Source organism: Stenotrophomonas sp. SAM-B (assembly GCF_013387485.1).
In the GTDB taxonomy this organism is placed as follows: domain Bacteria; phylum Pseudomonadota; class Gammaproteobacteria; order Xanthomonadales; family Xanthomonadaceae; genus Stenotrophomonas; species Stenotrophomonas maltophilia_AA.
Genome location: NZ_JABBXB010000001.1, coordinates 441490 through 462535 on the forward strand (window position 1 = coordinate 441490; position 21046 = coordinate 462535).

General features: G+C 67.7%; 19 protein-coding genes, 1 tRNA gene and 1 pseudogene. 11 read left to right on the forward strand and 10 right to left on the reverse strand.

The window, feature by feature from the left end:
• Window positions 1-9: 9 nt before the first annotated feature.
• The 3 genes from HH110_RS01870 to HH110_RS01880 all read right to left on the reverse strand — a co-directional run bounded on the left by HH110_RS01870 (window position 10) and on the right by HH110_RS01880 (window position 2870).
• A complete protein-coding gene (locus HH110_RS01870; RefSeq protein WP_088433666.1) occupies window positions 10-483 on the reverse strand; it encodes a DUF494 family protein in 474 nt (157 codons plus the stop codon).
• Window positions 484-525: 42 nt separating this feature from the next.
• Window positions 526-1665, reverse strand: coding sequence for a DNA-processing protein DprA (dprA, locus tag HH110_RS01875; RefSeq protein WP_176988068.1), 1140 nt, complete (start codon window positions 1663-1665; stop codon window positions 526-528).
• Between the two features lie 74 nt (window positions 1666-1739).
• Window positions 1740-2870 carry a LysM peptidoglycan-binding domain-containing protein gene (locus HH110_RS01880; protein ID WP_176988069.1) on the reverse strand — a complete coding sequence of 377 codons (1131 nt, stop codon included), beginning with the start codon at window positions 2868-2870 and terminating at the stop codon, window positions 1740-1742.
• Between the two features lie 126 nt (window positions 2871-2996).
• On the opposite strand from HH110_RS01880, the gene def reads away from it, so the two are divergent.
• The 5 genes from def (at window position 2997) to HH110_RS01905 (ending at window position 9032) form a co-directional block, all read left to right on the forward strand.
• Window positions 2997-3509 (forward strand): peptide deformylase, encoded by a 513-nt coding sequence (gene def / locus HH110_RS01885; RefSeq protein ID WP_176988070.1) that lies wholly within the window; start codon window positions 2997-2999, stop codon window positions 3507-3509.
• 99 nt (window positions 3510-3608) lie between these two features.
• Window positions 3609-4532: a methionyl-tRNA formyltransferase gene (gene fmt, locus HH110_RS01890; protein ID WP_176988071.1), complete on the forward strand. Its 924-nt coding sequence runs from the start codon at window positions 3609-3611 to the stop codon at window positions 4530-4532.
• 1 nt (window position 4533) lies between these two features.
• Entirely contained in the window at window positions 4534-5877 is a 1344-nt protein-coding gene (gene rsmB / locus HH110_RS01895; RefSeq protein WP_176988072.1) for a 16S rRNA (cytosine(967)-C(5))-methyltransferase RsmB, read from the forward strand.
• A gap of 26 nt (window positions 5878-5903) precedes the next feature.
• Complete coding sequence (locus HH110_RS01900) at window positions 5904-7625, forward strand: glycosyltransferase family 39 protein (RefSeq protein WP_176988073.1); 1722 nt, start codon at window positions 5904-5906, stop codon at window positions 7623-7625.
• A gap of 111 nt (window positions 7626-7736) precedes the next feature.
• The gene (locus HH110_RS01905; RefSeq protein WP_176988074.1) at window positions 7737-9032 is read left to right on the forward strand and encodes an O-antigen ligase; all 1296 of its coding nucleotides are present in this window, start codon (window positions 7737-7739) and stop codon (window positions 9030-9032) included.
• On the opposite strand, the gene HH110_RS01910 is transcribed toward HH110_RS01905, so the two are convergent.
• Window positions 9017-9835 (reverse strand): glycosyltransferase family 2 protein, encoded by an 819-nt coding sequence (locus HH110_RS01910; RefSeq protein ID WP_176988075.1) that lies wholly within the window; start codon window positions 9833-9835, stop codon window positions 9017-9019. The genes HH110_RS01905 and HH110_RS01910 overlap by 16 nt on opposite strands.
• Between HH110_RS01910 and HH110_RS01915 the strand changes: the two genes are divergently transcribed.
• Window positions 9834-10892: a CDP-glycerol glycerophosphotransferase family protein gene (locus HH110_RS01915; protein WP_176988472.1), complete on the forward strand. Its 1059-nt coding sequence runs from the start codon at window positions 9834-9836 to the stop codon at window positions 10890-10892. The genes HH110_RS01910 and HH110_RS01915 overlap by 2 nt on opposite strands.
• Before the next feature lie 117 nt (window positions 10893-11009).
• On the opposite strand, the gene HH110_RS01920 is transcribed toward HH110_RS01915, so the two are convergent.
• From HH110_RS01920 to HH110_RS01935, 5 genes and pseudogenes are all read right to left on the reverse strand, one after another.
• Entirely contained in the window at window positions 11010-12536 is a 1527-nt protein-coding gene (locus HH110_RS01920; protein WP_342589205.1) for a PH domain-containing protein, read from the reverse strand.
• On the reverse strand, window positions 12533-13033 hold the full coding sequence (locus HH110_RS01925; RefSeq protein WP_241696396.1) for a PH domain-containing protein: 501 nt from the start codon (window positions 13031-13033) through the stop codon (window positions 12533-12535). The genes HH110_RS01920 and HH110_RS01925 overlap by 4 nt, the downstream gene beginning before the upstream one ends.
• Window positions 12966-13106: pseudogene (locus HH110_RS19580) on the reverse strand (hypothetical protein); the annotation flags it as partial. The pseudogene HH110_RS19580 and the gene HH110_RS01925, both read right to left, overlap by 68 nt.
• 35 nt (window positions 13107-13141) lie before the next feature.
• Entirely contained in the window at window positions 13142-14257 is a 1116-nt protein-coding gene (gene ribA, locus HH110_RS01930) for a GTP cyclohydrolase II RibA (protein WP_176988077.1), read from the reverse strand.
• A gap of 89 nt (window positions 14258-14346) precedes the next feature.
• Entirely contained in the window at window positions 14347-15264 is a 918-nt protein-coding gene (locus HH110_RS01935; protein ID WP_176988078.1) for a lauroyl acyltransferase, read from the reverse strand.
• A gap of 85 nt (window positions 15265-15349) precedes the next feature.
• Between HH110_RS01935 and dtd the strand changes: the two genes are divergently transcribed.
• From dtd to HH110_RS01960, 5 genes are all read left to right on the forward strand, one after another.
• Window positions 15350-15790: a D-aminoacyl-tRNA deacylase gene (gene dtd, locus HH110_RS01940; protein ID WP_176988079.1), complete on the forward strand. Its 441-nt coding sequence runs from the start codon at window positions 15350-15352 to the stop codon at window positions 15788-15790.
• 90 nt (window positions 15791-15880) lie between these two features.
• Window positions 15881-17728: an RNA polymerase sigma factor RpoD gene (gene rpoD, locus HH110_RS01945; protein ID WP_176988080.1), complete on the forward strand. Its 1848-nt coding sequence runs from the start codon at window positions 15881-15883 to the stop codon at window positions 17726-17728.
• Window positions 17729-17881: 153 nt separating this feature from the next.
• Window positions 17882-18556 (forward strand): hypothetical protein, encoded by a 675-nt coding sequence (locus HH110_RS01950; protein WP_176988081.1) that lies wholly within the window; start codon window positions 17882-17884, stop codon window positions 18554-18556.
• A gap of 240 nt (window positions 18557-18796) precedes the next feature.
• Entirely contained in the window at window positions 18797-19555 is a 759-nt protein-coding gene (locus tag HH110_RS01955; RefSeq protein ID WP_241696397.1) for a HipA domain-containing protein, read from the forward strand.
• 56 nt (window positions 19556-19611) lie between these two features.
• A tRNA-Ile gene (locus tag HH110_RS01960) sits at window positions 19612-19687 on the forward strand.
• Window positions 19688-19923: 236 nt separating this feature from the next.
• Here HH110_RS01960 and HH110_RS01965 read toward each other — a convergent pair.
• A complete protein-coding gene (locus HH110_RS01965) occupies window positions 19924-20790 on the reverse strand; it encodes a hypothetical protein (RefSeq protein ID WP_176988082.1) in 867 nt (288 codons plus the stop codon).
• Window positions 20791-21046: the final 256 nt, after the last annotated feature.

Here is a 21046-nt window from a genome sequence, read left to right on the forward strand (position 1 = left end):
AGTGTACGGTCAGTGAAGCGGTTCCGGCTCGTCCACGAACATCTGGGTTTCCATCCAGGCGTACGCGGCCTCGGCCCCGGGCTGGTTGAACAGCACCATCAGCACGACCCACTTGAGGTCGTCCAGGTCCAGTTCGTCCTGGTCCAGCGCCATCGCCCGGTCCAGCACCAGCTCGCGCTGGCTGGCGTCGAGGATGCCGTGCTGCTCCAGGAACATCAGGAAGCCGCGGCCTTCCACGTCGAGCTTGTCCAACTCGGGACCATGGAAAATCCGCACCGGGCCATTGACGCGGCCCAGCACGACGGCCGGCCGCTGCTCGGCGAGCGCGTCCAGCCAATCGAAGGCTTTGTTGATCTCGGTGGGGCTGAAGCCAGCCTGGATCAGGCCGTTCTGGAGGGAGTCGCGGTCGCGGATGAGGTCCGCGTCTTCGCTGAAATAGTGTTCGAACAGGTACAGCAGGACATCCAGAATGCTCTCTTTCATTGCCCCTCGGCCTGCGTCAACGACGCTGTGGAGGTGAAGAAACTAGGGTTTTCGACAGTAGCGACCATGGGCGGCCATTACCTTTCCATCCAGTTCCATGACCAGCAGCATGGCCGACAGCTGGGCCGCCGTCAATCCGCTGCGCTGGATCAATGAATCCATACCCGTTGGGTCGTGATCCAGGGCTTTCCACAAGCACTGGTAGTCCGGGTCGGTGTAGGAAGGGGCGCGCTCGGGCGCCGGTCGTGCCTGTTCAGTGGGGGCGTCCAACCGGGTTCGCAAGGCCCCGGCCAGGGTCTGGGCCAGGGCAGCCAGGCCGGCAGTCACCTCGGCCGGTTCCTCGACCAGCGCCGCGCCCTGCCGGATCAGCCGGTGGCAGCCGCGGGCCCGCGGGTTGCGGATCGAGCCGGGCAGGGCGAACACCTCGCGGCCCGCTTCGGCGGCGCAGCGGGCGGTGATCAGCGCGCCCGAGCGCTGGGCGGCCTCGATCACTACGGTGCCGAGGCTGAGCCCGGCGATGATCCGGTTGCGCGCGGGAAAGTGCGCCTGGGTCGCCGGCATGCCCGGCGCGTATTCGCTGACCACGGCCCCGATAGCGGCGATCCGTTCATGCAGGGCGGCATGCCGGGGCGGATAGGTCTGGTCCAGTCCAGTGGCGACGACGGCCACGGTCATGCCGCCGGTCACCTGCAGCGCGCCGTCATGGGCCTGGGCGTCGACCCCGGTCGCCAGTCCGCTGATGACCGACCAGCCGTCCGCCGCCAGCGCGGTGGCGAAGGCGTGCGCGTGCTCGCGGCCGCCGGGGGAGGGCGAGCGGCTGCCGACCACCGCCACGGCCGGATGCCAGAGCCGCGCCGGGTCGCCGTCGACGAACAGCGCCACCGGCGGTTCCTCGATCTGGGCCAGCAGGGCCGGGTAGTCCGGATCGGTCAGCCCGAGCAGGTGATGGCGGTCATCGACCAGCCACGCCAGGGCATGCGCCAGATAGCGCTCGTCCGGCAGGGCCAGCCGGGCGCGTTGCGCGGGCGTGCAGCCGGCGGCCCGCCAGGCGGTCGGGCCGGCCCGCAGCGCCGCTGCGGCATCCGGAAACTGGCGCAGCAGGCGCAGGCGGGACGGCAGGGCACCGCCGGCGAGGGCCAGGGTGAGCAGGGCGGTGGACGAGGCCAGGCAGGGAATAGACATCCCTGCAGCGTGCGGCGCAGACGACGACGGCGCCCTAGGGCGCCGTCGAATGGAAGCGTAGGACTCTGCCGCGCTTACTGCTTATCGGGATGCAGTGCCGAATAGCCGACCTTGACCGGCTTGATCCCTTCCATCACCAGCGCGTAGCTGACGTTCTCGAAGGTGCGGAACACCATCGCGTGAGCGGCGTACTCGTCCGGCAGGGTGACCCGGCCGGCGCCGCTGGTCAGCGCATCGTCCATCCGCGACGCGTTCGGGTAGTCCATGCGGTGGGCGACATGGCGGCCCTGGCGCCACAGCGAGAACACCGTGCCGTTGTCGACGCCGTTGGCGCTGCCGGCGGAGATCGCGATCACGTCGCGCGGGCCGCCTGAGGTGAAGGTGTCGGCCACCGCGAGCACGCGGACATCCAGATCGGCGGTCTGCGGTGCGGGCACGTGCGGCACGAACTGCAGGTCGTAGGGGCGGGCCTCGACCGGGACCAGGCGGTCGCCGGCGCGGACTTCACGGCCGTCGACCTGGCCCTGCAGCACCAGCGAGGTCACCTCGACGTTGCCGCTCTGCACACGGCTCACCGTACCGACGTTGATCTGGGCCAGTTCGTAGCCCAGCGTCTGGTGGCGCTTGCTCGGCACGATGAAGGCCTTCCAGACGTTGCCGCTGCCGGGCGTGGTATCGCCGCGGGCGTTCAGGTCTTCGGTCGGCTTGGGCAGGGCGTACTGCACGGTCGGGCGGACCACGGCGTAGCGCTGGCCGACCTGGGCATTCTCCAGGCCCCGCACGTAGGCGGTCTGGCCGGTGGTCGCGCGCAGGCGGTTGTCTTCCAGATTGACCACGTAGGGCAGCGACTTGACCTCGTCGACCACGCTCAGCTGCTTCAGGAAGGGCTCGACCTGTTCCAGCGGGACGCCGTTGATCGGGGCCTCCTGGCGCGGGCCGGGCTGGGCCACGACGCGGTCCAGATAGGCCAGGCTCAGCACGTCACCCGGGTAGATCAGGTGCGGATTCTTGACCTGCGGGTTGGCCTGCCAGATCTCCGGCCACAGCCAGGGCTTCTGCAGGAAACGCGCCGAGATGTCCCACAGCGTGTCCCCTTTGCGCACGACATAGGTATCCGGGTGCCCGCCATTCATTTCCACGGCGGTAGCATAGGTAGCGACGGTCAGCATCGCCACGGCGACGACCGTACGAGTTCGTTCAAACATAGATGTGGTGCCTGATTCCCCAACAGGTTCGCGCACTATAGTCCAGAAACCGGGGCGCGGGGCAAGCGTTGGCGATAGAATCGCCCTGTACGCCGCTTCGACCGGCGCCCCCTACCGGTATTTGCCATGGCTCTCCTGCCCATTCTCGAATTTCCCGATCCGCGCCTGCGCACCAAGGCCGCGTTGATGGATGCCGCCGACGTGACCACGCCGGCGTTCCAGACCCTGATCGATGACATGTTCCACACCATGTACGACGCCCCGGGCATCGGCCTGGCCGCCAGCCAGGTCGACGTGCACAAGCGTTTCATGGTGATCGACGTCAGTGAGGAGAAGGACACCCCGATGGTGTTCATCAACCCGGAGATCGTCGCCAACGAAGGCGGCCAGGTCTACCAGGAAGGCTGCCTGTCGGTGCCGGGCATCTTTGCCGACGTCACCCGCGCCAACCAGATCACCGTGCGCTACCTGGACCGCCACGGCGTGGCCCAGGAGCTGACCACCGATGGCGTGCTCGCCGTGTGCGTGCAGCACGAGATGGACCACCTGGACGGCAAGCTGTTCATTGATTACCTCTCGCCGCTCAAGCGCGAGATGGTGCGCAAGAAGCTGGCCAAGCAGCGCAAGCACGTTGCCTGAGGTGTCTGCAGAGACCGCCGCGCGGGTTGACCGCGCGACGGTGCCTGTCGCGCGGCGCCGGACATCGGCGCCGTTTTACGTTCTGTTAGTGGGGTCGCCATGAAGATTGTCTTTGCCGGTACGCCGGCGTTCGCCGTGTCCTCGCTGCGTGCCGCAGCCCGCCACCATGAAGTGGTCGCGGTGTATACGCAGCCTGATCGCCCTGCGGGCCGTGGCCGAGGCCTGGCGCCGTCACCGGTCAAGCTGGACGCGATCGCACGCGGCATCCCGGTGTTCCAGCCGGACAGCCTGAAGACCCCTGAAGCCCAGCAGCAGCTGCGTGACCTGGCCCCGGACCTGATGGTGGTGGTGGCCTATGGCCTGATCCTGCCCAAGGCCGTACTGACCATCCCGACCCACGGCTGCTGGAACGTGCATGCCTCGTTGCTGCCGCGCTGGCGCGGTGCCGCGCCGATCCAGCGTGCGATCCAGGCCGGCGACGCCGAGACCGGCGTGTGCCTGATGCAGATGGAAGCGGGGCTGGATACCGGCCCGGTACTGCTGAAGCAGCACATCGCGATCGGCCCCAACGATACCGGCGGCCAGCTGCACGACCGCCTGGCCGCGCTGGGCGAGCAGGTGCTGTCCGATGGCCTGGGCCTGCTGCGTGCCGGCATCAAGCCGATCGCGCAGCCGCAGCCCGAGGCCGGCGTCACTTACGCACACAAGCTGGACAAGGCCGAAGCGCGCCTGGACTGGGCGCAGGACGCCCACGCGCTGGCGCGGACTGTACGTGCCTTCAATCCCTGGCCGATCGCCGAGGCGATGCTGGCCGGCGAACGCGTGCGCATCCACGGCGCGATCGCGCTGGATGACAACCAGGGCAAGGCCCCGGGCACGCTGCTGGGCGCGTCGCGCGACGGCATCGACATCGCCTGCGGCCAGGGCGCGCTGCGCCTGCGCGTGCTGCAGCGCGAGGGCGGCAAGGCGATCACCGCCGCCGACTACCTCAATGCCCGTCGCGACCTCGGCGTGGGTGCCTGAGATGACCAACGCGCGCTCCGGCAAGCCTGCAGGCCCCTACACCGCCCATACCGCCCCCGGCGTGCCCACCCGCGTGCTGGCTGCGCGCGTGCTGGCCCAGGTGATCGGCCGCGGCCGTTCGCTCAAGGCCGAACTGGCCACCGCCCTGCCGACCCTGGATGACAGCCGCGACCGCGCGCTGCTCGAAGCGCTGTGCTTTGCGGTACTGCGTCGTCGCGCCGCCTATGACGCCGCGCTGGCGCAGTGGATGCCGCGACCGCTGAGCGTGCGTGAGGACGAACTGCGCGCGCTGCTGCTGGTCGGCTTTGCCCAGCTGGATGCGCTGGAACTGCCGGCGCATGCCGCGCTTTCGGCCACGGTCGACGCTGCGCGTGCGATGGGCCGTGATCGCCAGGCCGGCATGGTCAATGCCCTGCTGCGCCGCGCCCAGCGCGAAGGCATTCCGCCGCTGCCCGCGCGCGATGCGTTCCCGCTGTGGATGGCCGAGAAGATCGAACAGGATTGGCCGGAGGAGGCCGATGCCGTGTTCACCGCCAGCCTGCAGGCCGCGCCGCTGTGGCTGCGGGTCAACCGCCAGCACAGCAGCCGCGAGGCGATGCTGCAGCAGCTGGAGGCGGCAGGCATCGCGGCCGAGCCATCGAGCGTGGGGGCTGATGCGATCCGTCTGCCGGTGCCCGTCGCCGTGTCCGCGCTGCCCGGCTTCGCCGATGGCGCGCTGTCGGTGCAGGATCTGTCCGCCCAGCAGGTCGCCGACGCGCTGGCGCCGCGCCCGGGTTCGCGGGTGCTGGATGCCTGCGCCGCACCGGGCGGCAAGGCCGCGCATCTGCTGGAGCGCGATCCGACCCTGCAGCTGCTGGCGTTGGACATCGATGCGCGCCGGCTCAAACGCATCAGCGAAACGTTCGTGCGTACCGGCGTCGGCCAGAACGCGAAGGTGCTCGCGGGTGATGCGACCGATCCGGCCAGCTGGTGGGACGGGCAGTTGTTCGACACCATCCTGCTCGATGCGCCCTGTTCGGCCACCGGCATCATCCGCCGGCAGCCGGATGTGCTGGCGCATCGCCGCGCGACCGACATCGAGGCGTTGATGGCCTTGCAGGCCCGCCTGCTGGATGCCTGCTGGACGATGCTTACCCCGGGCGGAACCCTGCTGTATGCGACATGCTCGATCCTGCGCGATGAAAATCAATTCCAGGTCGAAGCCTTCCTGCAGCGCACCCGGGACGCGGGCTTCCTGCCGCTGGGAGAGGCGTATGGCCACGATTCCTGGGCCGGGCGCCAGCGCCTGCCCGGTGAGGACGGTGCTGACGGCTTCTTCTATGCGCGTCTGCTAAAGAAGGGTTGAACCGAACCCGGCTAGAATCCCGCCCCATGCTTAAAACCCGCGCATCCCGAGAGTTCTGGCTGCTTGCCCTGATGGCCCTGCTCGTTCTGGGGGCCGGCCTGGGCATGCGTGACCCGTGGCCGTCCGACGAGCCCCGCTTCGCGCTGGTCGCCAAGCAGATGGTGGAGAGCGGCGACTGGCTGTTCCCGCATCGCGGTACCGAGCTGTACTCGGACAAGCCGCCGATGCTGATGTGGTCGCAGGCCGCGCTGTACTCGCTGATCGGCGACTGGCGCGTGGCCTTCCTGCTGCCTTCGCTGCTGGCCGCGCTGGGCACCCTGGCCTGCGTCCATGACCTGGGCCGGCGCCTGTGGACGCGGCGGGTCGGGCTGTATGCCGCCTGGGCGCTGCTGTTCGCGCTGCACTTCACGTTCCAGTCCAAGAAAGCGCAGATCGATCCACTGGTGGTGTTCTTCATCACCCTGGCCAACTACGGGTTGCTGCGCCACCTGCTGCTTGGGCCGGCCTGGCGCTGGTGGTGGCTGGGCTGGTTCGCCGCCGGGCTGGGCGTGATCACCAAGGGCGTCGGCGTGATCGCGCTGCTGATGATCCTGCCCGCGGCGGTGGCCTCCGTGCTGGGCTGGCCGCGGGTGAAACTGCATATCCGCGATTGGCGCTTCTGGGTCGGGCCGCTGGCCTTCGTGCTGGCGATCGCGCTGTGGCTGGTGCCGATGGTGGTGACCGCACTGGGCAGCGGTTCGGCCGAGTACCGCGCCTATCTGGACGACATCCTGTTCCGGCAGACCGCCAAGCGTTACGCGCAGTCCTGGGATCACCACCAGCCGTGGTGGTATTTCCTGGGCACGATGCCGTCGATGTGGATCCCGGCCTTCCTGGCGATTCCCTGGGCCATCCCCGCCTGGCGCCGACGCCTGCAGCGCCGCGATGCGCGCTACCTGCTGCCGTTGGTGTGGTGGCTGCTGATCGTGCTGTTCTTCTCGATCCCCAACGGCAAGCGCGACGTCTACATCCTGCCGGCGCTGCCCATGTTCTGCCTGGCGCTGGCACCGCTGCTGCCCGGGCTGCTGCGCAAGCGCGCCTTCCAGTGGCTGCTCGGGGGCTTCGTGGCCCTGCTGGCCTCGGGCCTGCTCGGCATCGGCATCTCGATGCTGCTCGGTCAGCCGGGTTTCGAGCGCAAGCTGATCCTCGACCGCGGCATCGACACCGCGGTGACCTCCGGCCTGGGCTGGGTGGCGGTGGCGCTCGGCTGCTGGGCCGTGCTCACCCTGTGCATCGCCGGCGTCCGCCGCTTCCATCTGGCGGTGGTGGCGACCCTCACCATGTCTTGGGTGGCATTCGGCCTGATCGGCTATCCACTGTTCAACGACTCCAGCTCGGCACGTGGCCTGATGCAGCAGGTCGGCCAGCGCATCGGCCCGGAGGCGGAACTGGGCCTGGTCGCGTGGAAGGAGCAGAACCTGCTGATGGCCGACCGCGATGCCGCGACGTTCGGCTTCAATCGGCGCTGGGACCGGCAGCTGGTCGATGGCGTTGCCTGGCAGGCGGCCCAGCCGCAGCAGCGCTGGCTGCTGGTGCAGGAAGACGCGCTGCTGGCCTGCGTGGACCGCACCAGTGCCGAACTGGCCGGCGTCGCCAACCGTCGCCGTTGGTGGTTGGTGAGGCCGGGCGATATCCATGGGCCCTGCGTGGCGAGCGCCGAAGAGCAGGCACGCGAACGCGCACTGCACCGGATCGACGGCGATGAATGAATTCTGCAATGCTGGCCGCCTCCCCGGGCACCTGCCGCAGGTCCGTGGGCGCCGGTCGCGTCCAATGCAATCACGGGCGTGCGTGCCTGGGTGTGGCAATCGAGGTTGGCAATGACGTTCTCCCCTGCATCCGAGCCGGCCCTGCCTGCCTCCCTGCCGCCACTGCAGGGGCGTGCCGGCGTGGCCCATTGGATCGCTACCGTGGGCCTGTTCTGCATGCCCGCCCTGGTGCTGACCCTGCCGCAGAACCTGCTGCCGTACGGCATCCTGTTGCTGCTGAGTACGCTGCTGGCGCCGGACTACCTGTGGCGCGCGCGTGGCCTGGCGGGGCGGCCGGTGAAGGTGCTGGCCTGGCTGGTGGTGGCCGCGATCGCCTTCGCGCTGCTCTCGATCTATCTGTTCGAGCAGGGACTGCGCGATATCGACAACCGCTCGCGGTTCGTGGTGATTCCGTGGATCGCGCTGTGGGTCTGCGCCCTGCGACCGGACATCCGCTGGTTGTGGGCGGGCGCCCTGGCCGGCCTGCTTGGCACGATGGTGCTGTCGATCCTGCAGGTGGCCGGCGGCGCCCCGCGTGCCGACCTGAGCACCAATGCCATCGTGCTGGCCGACATCGTGCTGGTGCTGATGGTGCTGCTGGTGTTCTGCCGGCCGCACCAGCGCTGGACCTGGGTGATCGTCGGCATGGTCGCCGGCTGCGTGACGATCGTGCTGAGCGGCAGCCGCGGGGTCTGGCTGGCCCTGCTGGCGCTGCTCGTGGTGATGGCGATGAGCCTGCGCTGGCGCACCGGCCGCGCGCGCCTGGGCGTGCTGCTGGCACTGGTGGCGATCGCCGGCACCCTGACCCTGACCATTCCGAGCCTGCGTGAACAGGTCCGGCTGACCGAGCTCAAGCACGACGTGGTGCGGATGGAGCGCGGTGACAGCGATTCCTCCGCCGGCGCGCGCGTGGAGCGCCTGCAGGTGGCCTATGAGACCTTCCTCGACCATCCGCTGACCGGGGTGGGCATCGGCCATTTCGACAGTGCCATGCAGCGCCTGCCGGTGTGCCGGGACGATCCGGGCGAGCAGCGCTGCCACCTGGGCCACGCGCACAACGATCTGGCCGAGTGGGCCGCGACCCAGGGCGCCCCCGGCCTGCTGTTGCTGCTGGCCATCTATGGCGTGCCGCTGTGGGTGTTCACCGGCCTGCACCGGCGCAGCGGCGAGCAGACCTTCCGTGGCCCGGCCGCGGCGGGGATCATGGTGGTGGTGACCTACGTGTTGTGCGGGATCACCCAGTCGATGTTCGCGCACCAGATCACGGCCAGCTTCTACGTCACCATCGTCGGCCTGCTGGCCGGCCTGTCGATCGTCCAGGGCCACACGCGCCGCCTGGCGCTGGCCCGGGCTCAGGCCCCGGGCTGATCCCGCGGCGGGTCGGTGACCGGCTGCCCGTTCTGCAGCATCCACAGCATGATGGTCTTCTGGCGCACGTAGTTGGCGCGCACGTAGGCGTAGACCAGCCCGTGCCAGCCATCGCGGAAGCCGCCACGCAGCAGCAGCCCGCGCCAGAACCGCCACGCCGGGGCCAGGATCAGCTTGGGTAGGGTGGCGCGCTTGCCGCGCGCGAACTCGTGCTCGGCCATCATCCGCGCATAGCGCTGGGTTTTGAGCAGCTGCTGCTCCAGCGAGCGGTAGGGGTAGTGGATCAGGTCGCCGCGCAGAGTGCCCACCGCGCCATCGACACTGGCCGCCTCATGGATCTCACGCTTGCCACGCCAGCCGCCGTGGCGGCGGTCGAACAGGCGCAGGACCCGGTCCGGGTAGGCATTGCCGTGCTTCAGGAATTTACCGAAGTACTCGGAGAGCCGTGCGAACCGGTAGCCGTGGTGGCCGGCGAACCCGCTTGCCTGGGCGGCCAGGATCGCCTCGCGCAGGGCGTCGCTGATGCGCTCGTCGGCGTCCAGGCACAGCACCCAGTCATGCGAGGCCTGCTCGACGCAGAACGCCTTCTGGCTGCGGAAGCCATCGAACGGCCGCTGCAGCACCCGCGCCCCGGCGGCCGTCGCGATCGCCACCGTGGCATCGGTGGACTGCGAGTCCACGACGACGATCTCGTCGCAGAAGGCCAGCGAGGCCAGGCAGTCGCCGATGCGGTCGGCTTCATTGAACGCGATAATGCAGGCCGAAATGCGAGGCCGTTCAGTGGGAGCGGTCGAGGAGGACATGATGGCCGAGTACCTGCTGTTTGCGACGGAGCGTTATGCGCTGCCCATTCTCGCCCCTCTGGCGCAGGCGTTGCACGCATCCGGTCAATCGGTGTCGGCCTGGTTCGCCGATGGCGCCGCTGGCGCGTCGCTGCCCGGCGTGCCCAATGTCGGGCTGAAAGAGGCCCTGGCCCTGCGCCCGCGCGCGGTGTTCAGCGCGGCCAACTGGGTGCCGCCGTTCATTGCCGGGGCCAAGGTGCAGGTGTTCCATGGCTTCAACGTGCAGAAGCGCGACAGCGCCCGTGGCCACTTCCGGGTGCGCGGCCTGTTCGATCTGTACTGCACCCAGGGCCCGGCCACGACCACCCCGTTCCGCGAGCTGGCCGCGCGCGAGGGTCACTTCGCCGTGGCCGAAACCGGCTGGCCCAAGCTGGATCCGCTGTTCCGCGACGACGGCGGCCTGAGCGCAGGAATGCGCGTGCCTGCACAGGGCCGCCCGGTGATCCTGTTCGGCTCGACCTTCACCGAGCGGCTGAGCGCGGCGCCGCATCTGTATGACGCGATCGCCGCCGACATCGCCCGCGGCGACCACTACTGGCTGCTGACCCTGCACCCCAAGTGCGCCCCCGAGCTGTTCGAGCGCTACCGCGCGCTGGCCGGCGCGCATGCGCGCTTCATCGAGCCGGAGCAGGTGATGGCCGCGCAGCGTGCGGCCGATGTGCTGGTCTCGGACACCTCCTCGATCGTGTCCGAGTTCATCGTGCAGCACAAACCGGTGGTGACCTTCCGCAACCGGGTTCCGCAGCCGCACATGCTCGATTTCGACGATGCCACGCAGCTGCCGGTGATGCTGGCCCAGGCGCTGAATCCCGCCCCGGCGTTGATGGCCGAGATCCGGCGCTATGCCGACACCATCCATCCATTCCGCGATGGGTATTCCTCCGAGCGGGTGATCGCGGCGACCGAGGATTTCCTGTCCGGCGAACTCGGCACGCTCAAGCGCAAGCCCTTCGGCGCGTGGACGCGCGGCCTGCAGATCCGCAGGGATCTCGGCTATTGGGGACCGGCAAGGCGGTAAGGCAGCGGTTGCGATGCCTGCCGGGATGGCGAGGAGCCGGGCAGCGGCCGGCACTACCGGGCAGATCGACGTGGATGCACGTCACCCGGTAGATCCACGCCATGCGTGGATGCTCTCCTACCAGCGCAGGCGGCGCTTCGCCAACGCGCGGCCCAACTGCTCATACACCGCACGCGCCTCCGCTTCCGGCAGATACTGCAGCACCAGCGGCGTGCCCAGCCCCGCGCCGGCGGTATCCAGCCACACGCTGGCGGTGCCCAGCCGGCGGTCCAGTGGCGATCGGGTCAATCGCAGCGCCTGCAGCTTGTCCAGCTCGGCAAAACGCCACCAGCGCTGCCACCAGCCGCCACGGATGGCCACGTAGCGCTCATCCAGGTAATAGCCGATACGCGCCATCTGCCGGTGCGCGCGGAACGCCGACCACGGCAGCCACGCGAGCACTGCAGCGCCCCACGGGCCGAGTTCCCATACCGCAGCGGCGGCCAGCAGCGGCACGATCAGCAGCGCCGGCAGGCACAGCCGCCACCACTGGCGCTGCTGCACCGGCTGCCACTGTGTGGGCGGCCAGGCCAGGGCGGGCAGCAGATGCTGGATCAGCGCGTCGCAGGCGGGCACGGTGGCCAGCGGCGCCAGTTCGCGCAGGTCGCGGCGTTCGTTCTCGCCGGGGTTGCCGGCGGCGATGTCGATGCGCAGCTGGCGGCGGCCAACCCAGCGCTGCAATGTGCTTTCGCGCAGGGTCCAGGCCTGGATGCGACGCCGTGCCACGCTGGTACGCATGCGCGTGAGCAGGCCGGTGGCCACGGTCAGCCGGCGCTCGCGCTCGCTCAGGGTGAAGCCGTGGTAGCGCAGCAGGGCCAGCACCACCGACAACACCCGCAGCAGCAGCCAGAACACCACCACCATCAGCAGCGCGGCCAGCGCCCAGCCCAGCGTGCTCACATGCAGGTCGCTGGCGTAGCCGAACAGCTGGCGGCCACCGGCTTCGATCGCGTCGGACATGCGTGCGCGCGGAAAGATCTGCAGCACCGCGCCTAGCGCGGCCAGCACTACCACCCAGCCGCGGTTGGAGAGCAGGCCGATGCGCACCACGTCGCCGGTACCCAGCGCCAGCAGCACGTCCGCGGCCGGTTCGGCCGGGGCGGCGGTTTCCGCGCTGCCAGCGGTGTCGGCGGCCTGCACGGTGCCGCGCTGGCGCACCAGCTGTTCCAGTGCCAGGGCCTGCTCCAGCTTGAGCACGCGCATTTCGGCCTCGGGGCGGTGGCCGCCGGCCGATTCGAGCTTGAGCTCGGCCACGCCGAACAAACGGTGCAGCGGGTTCTGGTGGACCACCACGTTGTGGATGCGCGCGAACGGAATCTCGCGCCGGTTGCGCGAGAGCACGCCACTGCGCACGGTGATCGCAGCCGTGCCGATCTGGTAGTGGTAGGTGAGGTACTGCAGGATCGACACCGCCACCAGCACCGCGATCACGATCACCGCGCCGACGTAGGACCACATCTCATCGCGGTCACCGCGCTGTCCGAACACCACCAGCGCGATCAGCGGCACCAGGAACTGGCGCAGCTGCATCAGCAGCACGAACAGCCATGACCAGGCATGCAGCCGCTGTTGCGGGGCGTCGTCGGCCGGCGCCACGGTACTCACAGCGCGTCGTCGTCCTGGTCCAGCTGGTAGGCCAGGGTGTCGCGCAGGCGCTCGGCGTCGTCGCTGTCCAGGCCGCCGATGGTCACCGCACTGAAGCGGCTGCCGGCGGTATGCACCACCAGCGTGCTGAGCCGCGCGTTGCGCTCGATCGGGCCGCGACGCAGGTCCAGGTGCTGCACGCGCGAGAGCGGCACGCGCGTTTCCTGCTGCCACAGCAGGTCACGGCGCAGGCCCAGGCCGTGAGCGTCCAGCCGCCAGCGGGTGCGGCGCTGGCGGCGGAAGCCGATCATCCCGCCGGCCAGCGTGCCCACCACCACCAGCGCAGCCACGCTCCACCAGCGCGCCGGCAGCTCGAACAGCACCCACAGCGCGCCAGGCACGATGCCGAACAGCAGCGCACCGCTGATCGCCCCGCTGACCGCAGCCAGCCAGGCCGAGCGCAGTGGCAACGGCTGCCAGTCCGGCGCCGCGGGAGCAGCGGGCAGGGGTGGTGGCAGGGGCGTGTCGAGGAAATCGGACAAGGCAGGCGCTCGGCAGGGAAACAGGCCGGGCGCATGCGTGCAGGTGCAACCGCCCGTGGCGCAGACGGTAGCAGTTGCCGCGGGCTATTGCGCGGCCTGGATCAGCGCGTCGACATCGAGCAGATGGCCGGCGCGTTCGGCCTTGGTGCGCAGGTACTGCTCGTTCTCGGCGGTGATGTCGCCGGTGACCGGCACGCAGTCCACCACGTCGATGCCGGCATTGCGCAGGCGCTGGGCCTTGGTCGGATTGTTGCTGAGCAGCTGCACGCGCGTCACGCCCAGGCCCTGCAGCATCGCCACGGCGCTGCCGTAGCGGCGCTCATCCGCGCCGAAGCCGAGCTGGGCATCGGCATCGATCGTGTCCAGGCCATCGTGCTGATACCCGTAGGCGCGCATCTTCGCGGCGATGCCGGTGCCGCGGCCTTCCTGGTCCAGATACAGCAGCACGCCGCCACCGAGTTCCTTGAGCTTGCGCAGGCCACGCCGCAGCTGGTCGCCGCAGTCGCACTTGAGCGAACCGAACAGGTCGCCGGTGAGGCAGGAGGAATGCACGCGTACCGGCACCACCGCGGACAGGTCCGGGTTGCCGACAATGATCGCGACCTGGTCGCGCTGGGCCACGCCGCCGCGGAACACCGCGAATTCGGTCATGCCGACCTCGCGCAGCGGCACCGGCGAGCGGGCCACCAGCTCATAGGCGTGCGCGGCCTGTTCGGCACCCTGGCTCAGGTCGCACAGGGAGACCTGCGCACAGGCGTCGAAGCGGCGGTCATCGGGGTTCAACAGCACGCCGACCATCGCCGGCAGCAGCAGGCCGAGGCGGGCGATCTCCACCGCGCCATCGTCCAGCGCGTCACCGCCGGTCCAGCCCGGCGGCATCGCACCGGGATCGCGCAGGTAGCTGAGCGAGGGCAGGGCATCGAAGTCGATCCCGGCCAGCGGCACGCGGGCGCCACGTTCGGCGCTGACCCCGAGCACGCGGGCACGGGTCGCGGTGAGGAACAGGTAGTGGCGGTCTTCCGCGGCGGTGGCGAAGGCGGTGAAGCTGGTGCGGGTGCTGCTGTCCAGCGCGATGAAGGCCAGGCGCTGGCCATGGCCATCGTCGATCACCACCGGGCGACCGGCACGCAGCTCGGCCACCGCGCGCTCGCAGCGGATCGCGGCCGGATCGCCGAACGGGGAAGAAACAGCAGAGGACATGGCAGGGGCCGTGGGGGACATCGTGGTTTCCACAGTGGGGACGGATCGCGCCGATTCAATCGCGCCAGGGGCGCGACGCTGCGTCGCAGTCAGTGCGGATGGTCCTCGGTGGCATAGGGATCGTCCTCGCCGCTCTCCGGTGGGCGCAGCGTATAGCGCTTGTAGGTCCACTGATACTGCGCCGGATCGCGCCGGGCGATGCGCTCGATCCCGGCATTGAGGGCGCTGGCGGCGGTGCGCGGGTCCGGATCGGCCACGGCGGGCAGGGTGGGTTCGATGTGCAGGGCGAACTCCATGTCCGGCCCGACCCGCTCGCACCAGCCGTACAGCACGGTCGCGCCGGTGCGCTCGGCCAGCCGGTTGACCAGGGTCATCGTCAGCGCCTCCACGCCGAAGAACGGCGCGAACACCCCGTCGCCGGCCTTGGGCTGCTGGTCGGGGAGGATGCCGGTGGCGCCGCCGTCCTTGAGCACCTTGAACAACTGGCGCACGGCGGGGCCCTCGGCGCGCACCTGCTGCACGTTGTCGCCCCCGCGGACCAGCTGCAGGAAGGCATCGCCCACGGCCTCATCCGGGGCCTTGTAGACGATCGCGATCGGCCCGCGCGAGGCCAGCCACTGGTTGAGCAGCTCCCAGTTGCCGTAATGCGGGGCGGCCACGATCACGCCCTTGCCGGCAGCCAGGGCCGCGTCGTACAGCGCCTCGCCGTGGCGCTCGGTCAGCCGGGCGAGGTTGCGGTCGCGGGGCTGGGTCCACAGGCGCAGGGTCTCGATCGCCTGCAGCGCGGTCGAGCGCAGCACGTTGCGGTGCAGGACGGCGCGCTCGGCCTCGCCCATCCCGGGGTAGGCCAGCTCCAGGTTGCGGCGGGTGACGCGGCTCTCACGGGCATTGAGACGGATCCACAGCCAGGCCAGCAGGGAGGCGAAGGCACGCAGCCAGGACCAGGGCAGGCGGGTGAACAGGGCAGCGGCGCGGTAGGCCAGGCGGGCAGTGGTGTGCGGTTTCATCACCGCAAAGTCTAGCCGCTGGCGGCCAGCCTGTCGGCGCGAAGGGGCGTTAAGGTAGTCCGCCTTCAGTTGCGGAGCCCCGTCCATGCTTGTCCTGATCCAGCGCGTCAGCGAAGCCAGCGTCCGTGTCGAGGGGGCCGTCATCGGCCAGATCGGGCCCGGCCTGCTGGCCCTGGCCGGCATGGAGCCGGGCGATACCGAGGCCCAGATCGCCCGGATGGCCGATCGGCTGCTTGGTTATCGTGTCTTTGGCGATGAGACCGGGAAAATGAACCGGTCCCTGCGCGATACCGGCGGCGGATTGCTGCTGGTCAGCCAATTCACCCTGGCGGCCGATACATCCAGCGGGATGCGGCCGGGCTTCAGTACCGCCGCACCGCCGGCGGAGGCTGAACGCGGATTCAACCGGCTGGTCGACATCTGCAGACAAAAACATGCTCCGGGGGTGGAAACCGGCCAGTTTGGTGCCCATATGGTTGTCAGCCTGGTCAACGATGGTCCCGTGACCTTCCTGCTCAGACCCTAGCCCCCGGGACCACCGCCCGGGAACGCGGGGCGCCGGGCTGGTATAATGCTAGGTTCTATTCCCTCTCCCAGCCGGTGGCGCGAGCACTACATGGCCAACGAACGTCCTGCCCAGCAAAACGACATCAAGCTTCTGATCAGCAAGGGCCTGGAACAGGGCTACCTGACCTACGCCGAAGTCAATGACCATCTGCCCGACGACATCGTCGACCCGGAGCAGATCGAAGATATCATCGGCATGATCAACGGCATGGGCATTGATGTCCATGAAGTTGCGCCCGATGCAGAAACCCTGTTGCTCAACGATGGCAACACCGGCAACCGCGAAGTCGATGACACCGCGGCCGAAGAAGCCGCCGCCGCGCTGAGCGCGCTCGACACCGAAGGTGGCCGCACCACCGACCCGGTGCGCATGTACATGCGCGAAATGGGTACGGTCGAGCTGCTGACCCGCGAAGGCGAAATCGCCATCGCCAAGCGCATCGAAGAAGGTCTGGGCCAGGTCCAGGCCGCACTCGGTACCTTCCCGGTATCGGTGGAATCGCTGCTGGCCGACTACGACGCGCACAAGGAAGGCAAGAAGCGCCTGGCCGAAGTGATCGTCGGCTTCAACGACCTGGTCGAAGAAGTGCCGGCCCCGGTCGTCGCTGAAGACACCAGCGACGATGCCGAGGACGACGCCGACGAGGAAGAAGACGGCGACGACGTCGAGGAAGAAGCCGGCCCGACCGGTCCGGATCCGGAAGAAGTCGCACGCCGCATGCAGGCCCTGAGCGACGCGTATACCGCGTTCAAGAAGGCCGCTGCCAAGGGCGACCGCAAGCCGCTGGCCAAGCTGCGCGACGACATGGCCGCCGTGTTCGTGACCCTGAAGCTGCCGTTGCCGCTGACCGATGTGCTCGTCAAGCAGCTGCGCGACGTCATGGCCTCGATCAAGTCCCACGAACGCCGCGTGCTGAACCTGGCGACCGTGACCGCGCGCATGCCGCGCAAGGACTTCATCCGCTCGTGGGAAGGCAACCAGACCAACCTGGAGTGGGTGGAAGACGCACTGAAGCGCAAGCAGAAGTGGTCCTCGGCCCTGCGTGACGTGAAGGACCAGATCATCTCCGAACAGCAGGCGACGATCGACATCGAGAAGACCACCTGGCTGGAACTGGACGAGCTGAAGGAAATCAGCCGTGCCATGGCCTACGGTGAAGCGCGCGCGCGCAAGGCCAAGAAGGAAATGGTCGAAGCCAACCTGCGCCTGGTCATCTCGATCGCCAAGAAGTACACCAACCGCGGCCTGCAGTTCCTCGATCTGATCCAGGAAGGCAACATCGGCCTGATGAAGGCCGTGGACAAGTTCGAATACCGCCGTGGTTACAAGTTCTCCACGTATGCGACCTGGTGGATCCGCCAGGCCATCACCCGTTCGATCGCCGATCAGGCGCGCACCATCCGTATCCCGGTGCACATGATCGAAACGATCAACAAGTTGAACCGCATTTCCCGCCAGATGCTCCAGCAGTACGGCCGCGAGGCTACGCCGGAGGAGCTGGCCAAGGAAATGGACATGCCGGAAGACAAGATCCGCAAGGTGATGAAGATCGCCAAGGAGCCGATCTCGATGGAAACCCCGATCGGCGACGACGAGGATTCCCATCTGGGCGACTTCATCGAGGACACCAACGTGGAGTCCCCGATCGAGAACACCACCAACATCAACTTGTCTGAAACCGTGCGTGACGTGCTGGCCGGCCTCACCCCGAGGGAAGCAAAGGTGCTGCGCATGCGCTTCGGCATCGACATGAACACCGACCACACCCTCGAGGAAGTCGGCAAGCAGTTCGATGTCACCCGCGAGCGCATCCGCCAGATCGAAGCGAAGGCGCTGCGCAAGCTGCGTCACCCGAGCCGGTCCGAGCAGCTGCGCAGCTTCCTGGATATCGATTGATCGATACCGGCGCATCGCGTTGAAACCCGACAGACCCCGCGCAAGCGGGGTTTGTTTTTTGGGGCGGCAGGTGCCCGCCGCGTGTGCAGCGGGCAGCAATGCGGATGCGGTAGGATGCGCGTCGCTTTATACCTGTGGATCGATGGAATGACGATGAAAAAAGGCTTGCTTGTCCTTGCCCTGTGCCCCTTCGCCGCGCTGGCTGCCGAGCCTCAGCAGCCTGCCTGCAACGCAGCGGATTTCTTCCAGACCCAGCCCGACCTCGCAATCGGCCGGGTCGTGGATGCCGGCAATGTGGCGCTGGTGGGTGAGCGGCCCGGCTGCCTGGACAATCCGCAGGACAGCTGCCACAGCGGCGATGAGGTCGAACCGGGCAGCAGCCTGGTGATCGGCAGCCGCTGGAACGACTACTACTGCGTGCAGGTCCTGCCACCCGGCAAAGAGGTGGTGGGCTGGGCGCCGGAACAGCGCGTCATGAAGACCGGTCACATGGCCGACACCGACTTCAGCAGCTGGCTGGGGCAGTGGGACGGCAGTGCCGGGCGCGTGCTGGAAATCCAGGCCGAGGGCGACACGCTGCATCTGCGCATGCTGCCATCGGGTGGGAAAGGCGAGGGCACGCTGATCGGCAGCGCCGAGCCGGTGGGCGATGAGCTGTTCCTGGGCGAGGAGCCGTGCTCAGTGCGGGCCTCGCTGCAGGGGACGAAGCTGGTGCTCACCGACAACGGGGAGTGCGCGATCGGCGGCGCCAGCCCGGGGGGTGTGTACTCGAGCCGGGCGGCGGCGCAGCGGATGCAGCGGATGTTCGAGGGGTTGGGGGACCGCTAGGCTAATTGGGTGATTTCGTTGCTTGTTTCGTAACTTAATTGCTGCTGTGTTTGTGTTGATGGCCGGGATCATGTGGCCATTAATCAGTGACTTAGAAGGGAAATGAGGTTTCGGATCGCCGAAAACTGGCGTATGGATTCGTAACATAATTCGTCTCGACATCCAGAGCATGGGCCGTCCCCGCACCGTCCAGCTCCAGACGCTGTTCGACAGCCTGCCGGCGGGCGCGCCGCAGCGGCACTGGAAGGCGAAGACGTCGGATCGTCGCCCGGTGGCGAGCAACCGAAGTTCACTGCCACGGTGGAGCATGAGGGAGGGCGCTATGCGGCGCTGGTGAAGTTCGCGCAGCCCACCGCAGGCGAGGCCGCCGAACGCTGGGCGGACCTGCTGGTCTGCGAGCACCTCGCCCTGCAGTGTCTGCGCGACGCGGGCGTGCCCGCAGCGGCGTCCGAGATCCTCCAGACCGACACGCATACGTTCCTGGAGGTGCAGCGCTTCGATCGCACCGTCGACGTGCTCGGTCGGCGTGGCTTCGTCTCGCTGCTGGCGCTGTCCTCGGCCTTCGCTGGTGACGTGACCGTGGACTGGGGGACCGCGGCCGACGCGCTGCTGACGCAGGGCTGGGTCGATCGCGACGCGCAGGCCGCCATGGGCAGGCTGCACGCGTTCGGCCGGCTGATCGGCAACAGCGACATGCATCAGGGCAATCTGGGTTTCCACCTGGTCGATCGAGGCCCGCTGCCGTTGGCGCCCGCGTATGACATGTTGCCGATGTCACTGGCACCCTCGCGCACAGGGGTGCTGCGTGCAGCTACGCCGCTTGCTCCCATCGCGCCGGAGCGCAGCGGCCAGCTCGCGCATCTGCACTGGGCAGCGCCGCTGGCGGTGGACTACTGGCAGCGTGTGGCGGGTTCGGCGCTGCTGCGCTCGGGCGTGCTGCGTGAGCTGGCTGCAGAGAATGCGCGTCGGGTGCAGGCGATGGGGCAGCGTTTCGGCTGATGTGAGGGTTGCAGTGGAAAGCGCGCACGGGCCTCCACTACACTGTGCGACCGCGAGGGCCTATAGCTCAACGGTTAGAGCAGAGGACTCATAATCCTTTGGTTCCAGGTTCGAATCCTGGTGGGCCCACCAAAGAAGTCAGGTGCTTGGGGTGTCCCCGAAGCGTCTCGTAAGAGCTTGCGGAACAATGGCCGGAGTGACTAGCGGCGTCGCCGACGTTTCACGACGGGCAAGGCGTGGCCGTGGCGCCGTCTTGTCTGCGGCGCTCATGGGGGCTATTAGCGTCGCCATGAGGGCCCCCGCTAGCATCAGCTAACGGGGACCACTTCCTGAGTCAGGGACTTTTCCAACTCACTTTGATCAACCAATCAGTTTGAGCTGGAGCACTGAGTCTCGTCCCGTGATTCCTGACCTTCGGTCGACTTGATGATCGAAGTGCACACGACGCCGCCTCCGCCGCCCGGCGAGCCAATCGGGCCAACGAACACCGCGCCGAGGTTGCCTACGTGCTGAACGAAGCGCCTGAAGTCGTTGTCGTTGCCGAAGTTGTACTGCCTATAGCTTCCAACTCCACCCGTAATTTCAACTTTATTCGACGGGATGATATTTCCGCTTGAGTCGCGTGTTTCATCCGCCTGTCGGCGCCAAGTCTTGGTGTTTGGATCAAACACCAGGATGGCATTTGAATTGTCACTGGCAACCAACTTGATAGTGATTGTTACTTTCCCGAAGTCGAAGGGGCTGACTCTGAGGGCTGAAAGAAAATTGAGCAGAGTATTTGTCTGCGCCTCAGGGGTGTTCCTCGCGTACTCGGCGAGTGCATGATCAGCAGACGGGTTGTTTACCACGTCGTACATCGAGCCGGGAAGGCCTTGCGCGAGTGCGACGATTTGGCCGTTCACCATGATTGCTACGGAAAAATACTGTAGTTCGGGGGCGGGAACAGGCACCTCAGTCGCGGTCCCGTAGCCTGTGCTCCCGTCAGGAATTTGGTCCGGGATATCGCCGCCCCCGGCGGCTACCGTCACGATGAACTTTTTCATGAAGTTATCGGTCTGGTTGATGACGAAAACTTCGTCATAGGTGTAACCCTTCTGGGCTGCCTCCATGATCGCCCATTCCTGCATTTCGGCTGACGAGCAGCCGTCGCATCTGATCGTAGTGGCTTTTGCGTCTACCGATGCCAGGCTAGCGCCAGCCATGCCCAAGACCACCAACATTGTTGCAGCTTTCATTCACTAGCCTCCTTAGTTGATTCCCGCCTTCCATAACAGCTTTGAAGCTTGGCGGACCATGAATCTTCCATGAATCTTGCTGAGTGTCAAAGTGTGCGTTGGTGCCATCAATGCAGTCATTTCGAAAAATAAGAACTAGTTCTAAGCGCTCAGCGACATCTGCACAATTTGCTACCTAGCCGGCGACTGCACGTGGCGTTGCGGAATTTGAGAGCCCAACACGAATTCTGCTGCGAGTCTTCCGCCATGCAGCTAT

Excerpts from the sequence above, each read along its gene's own strand:
- HH110_RS01870 (WP_088433666.1), bottom strand. The coding sequence starts at position 483 with ATGAAAGAGAGCATTCTGGATGTCCTGCTGTACCTGTTCGAACACTAT.
- dprA (WP_176988068.1), bottom strand. The coding sequence starts at position 1,665 with ATGTCTATTCCCTGCCTGGCCTCGTCCACCGCCCTGCTCACCCTGGCC.
- HH110_RS01880 (WP_176988069.1), bottom strand. The coding sequence starts at position 2,870 with ATGTTTGAACGAACTCGTACGGTCGTCGCCGTGGCGATGCTGACCGTC.
- def (WP_176988070.1), top strand. The coding sequence starts at position 2,997 with ATGGCTCTCCTGCCCATTCTCGAATTTCCCGATCCGCGCCTGCGCACC.
- fmt (WP_176988071.1), top strand. The coding sequence starts at position 3,609 with ATGAAGATTGTCTTTGCCGGTACGCCGGCGTTCGCCGTGTCCTCGCTG.
- rsmB (WP_176988072.1), top strand. The coding sequence starts at position 4,534 with ATGACCAACGCGCGCTCCGGCAAGCCTGCAGGCCCCTACACCGCCCAT.
- HH110_RS01900 (WP_176988073.1), top strand. The coding sequence starts at position 5,904 with ATGCTTAAAACCCGCGCATCCCGAGAGTTCTGGCTGCTTGCCCTGATG.
- HH110_RS01905 (WP_176988074.1), top strand. The coding sequence starts at position 7,737 with ATGACGTTCTCCCCTGCATCCGAGCCGGCCCTGCCTGCCTCCCTGCCG.
- HH110_RS01915 (WP_176988472.1), top strand. The coding sequence starts at position 9,834 with ATGATGGCCGAGTACCTGCTGTTTGCGACGGAGCGTTATGCGCTGCCC.
- HH110_RS01910 (WP_176988075.1), bottom strand. The coding sequence starts at position 9,835 with ATGTCCTCCTCGACCGCTCCCACTGAACGGCCTCGCATTTCGGCCTGC.
- ribA (WP_176988077.1), bottom strand. The coding sequence starts at position 14,257 with ATGTCCTCTGCTGTTTCTTCCCCGTTCGGCGATCCGGCCGCGATCCGC.
- HH110_RS01935 (WP_176988078.1), bottom strand. The coding sequence starts at position 15,264 with ATGAAACCGCACACCACTGCCCGCCTGGCCTACCGCGCCGCTGCCCTG.
- dtd (WP_176988079.1), top strand. The coding sequence starts at position 15,350 with ATGCTTGTCCTGATCCAGCGCGTCAGCGAAGCCAGCGTCCGTGTCGAG.
- rpoD (WP_176988080.1), top strand. The coding sequence starts at position 15,881 with ATGGCCAACGAACGTCCTGCCCAGCAAAACGACATCAAGCTTCTGATC.
- HH110_RS01950 (WP_176988081.1), top strand. The coding sequence starts at position 17,882 with ATGAAAAAAGGCTTGCTTGTCCTTGCCCTGTGCCCCTTCGCCGCGCTG.
- HH110_RS01965 (WP_176988082.1), bottom strand. The coding sequence starts at position 20,790 with ATGAAAGCTGCAACAATGTTGGTGGTCTTGGGCATGGCTGGCGCTAGC.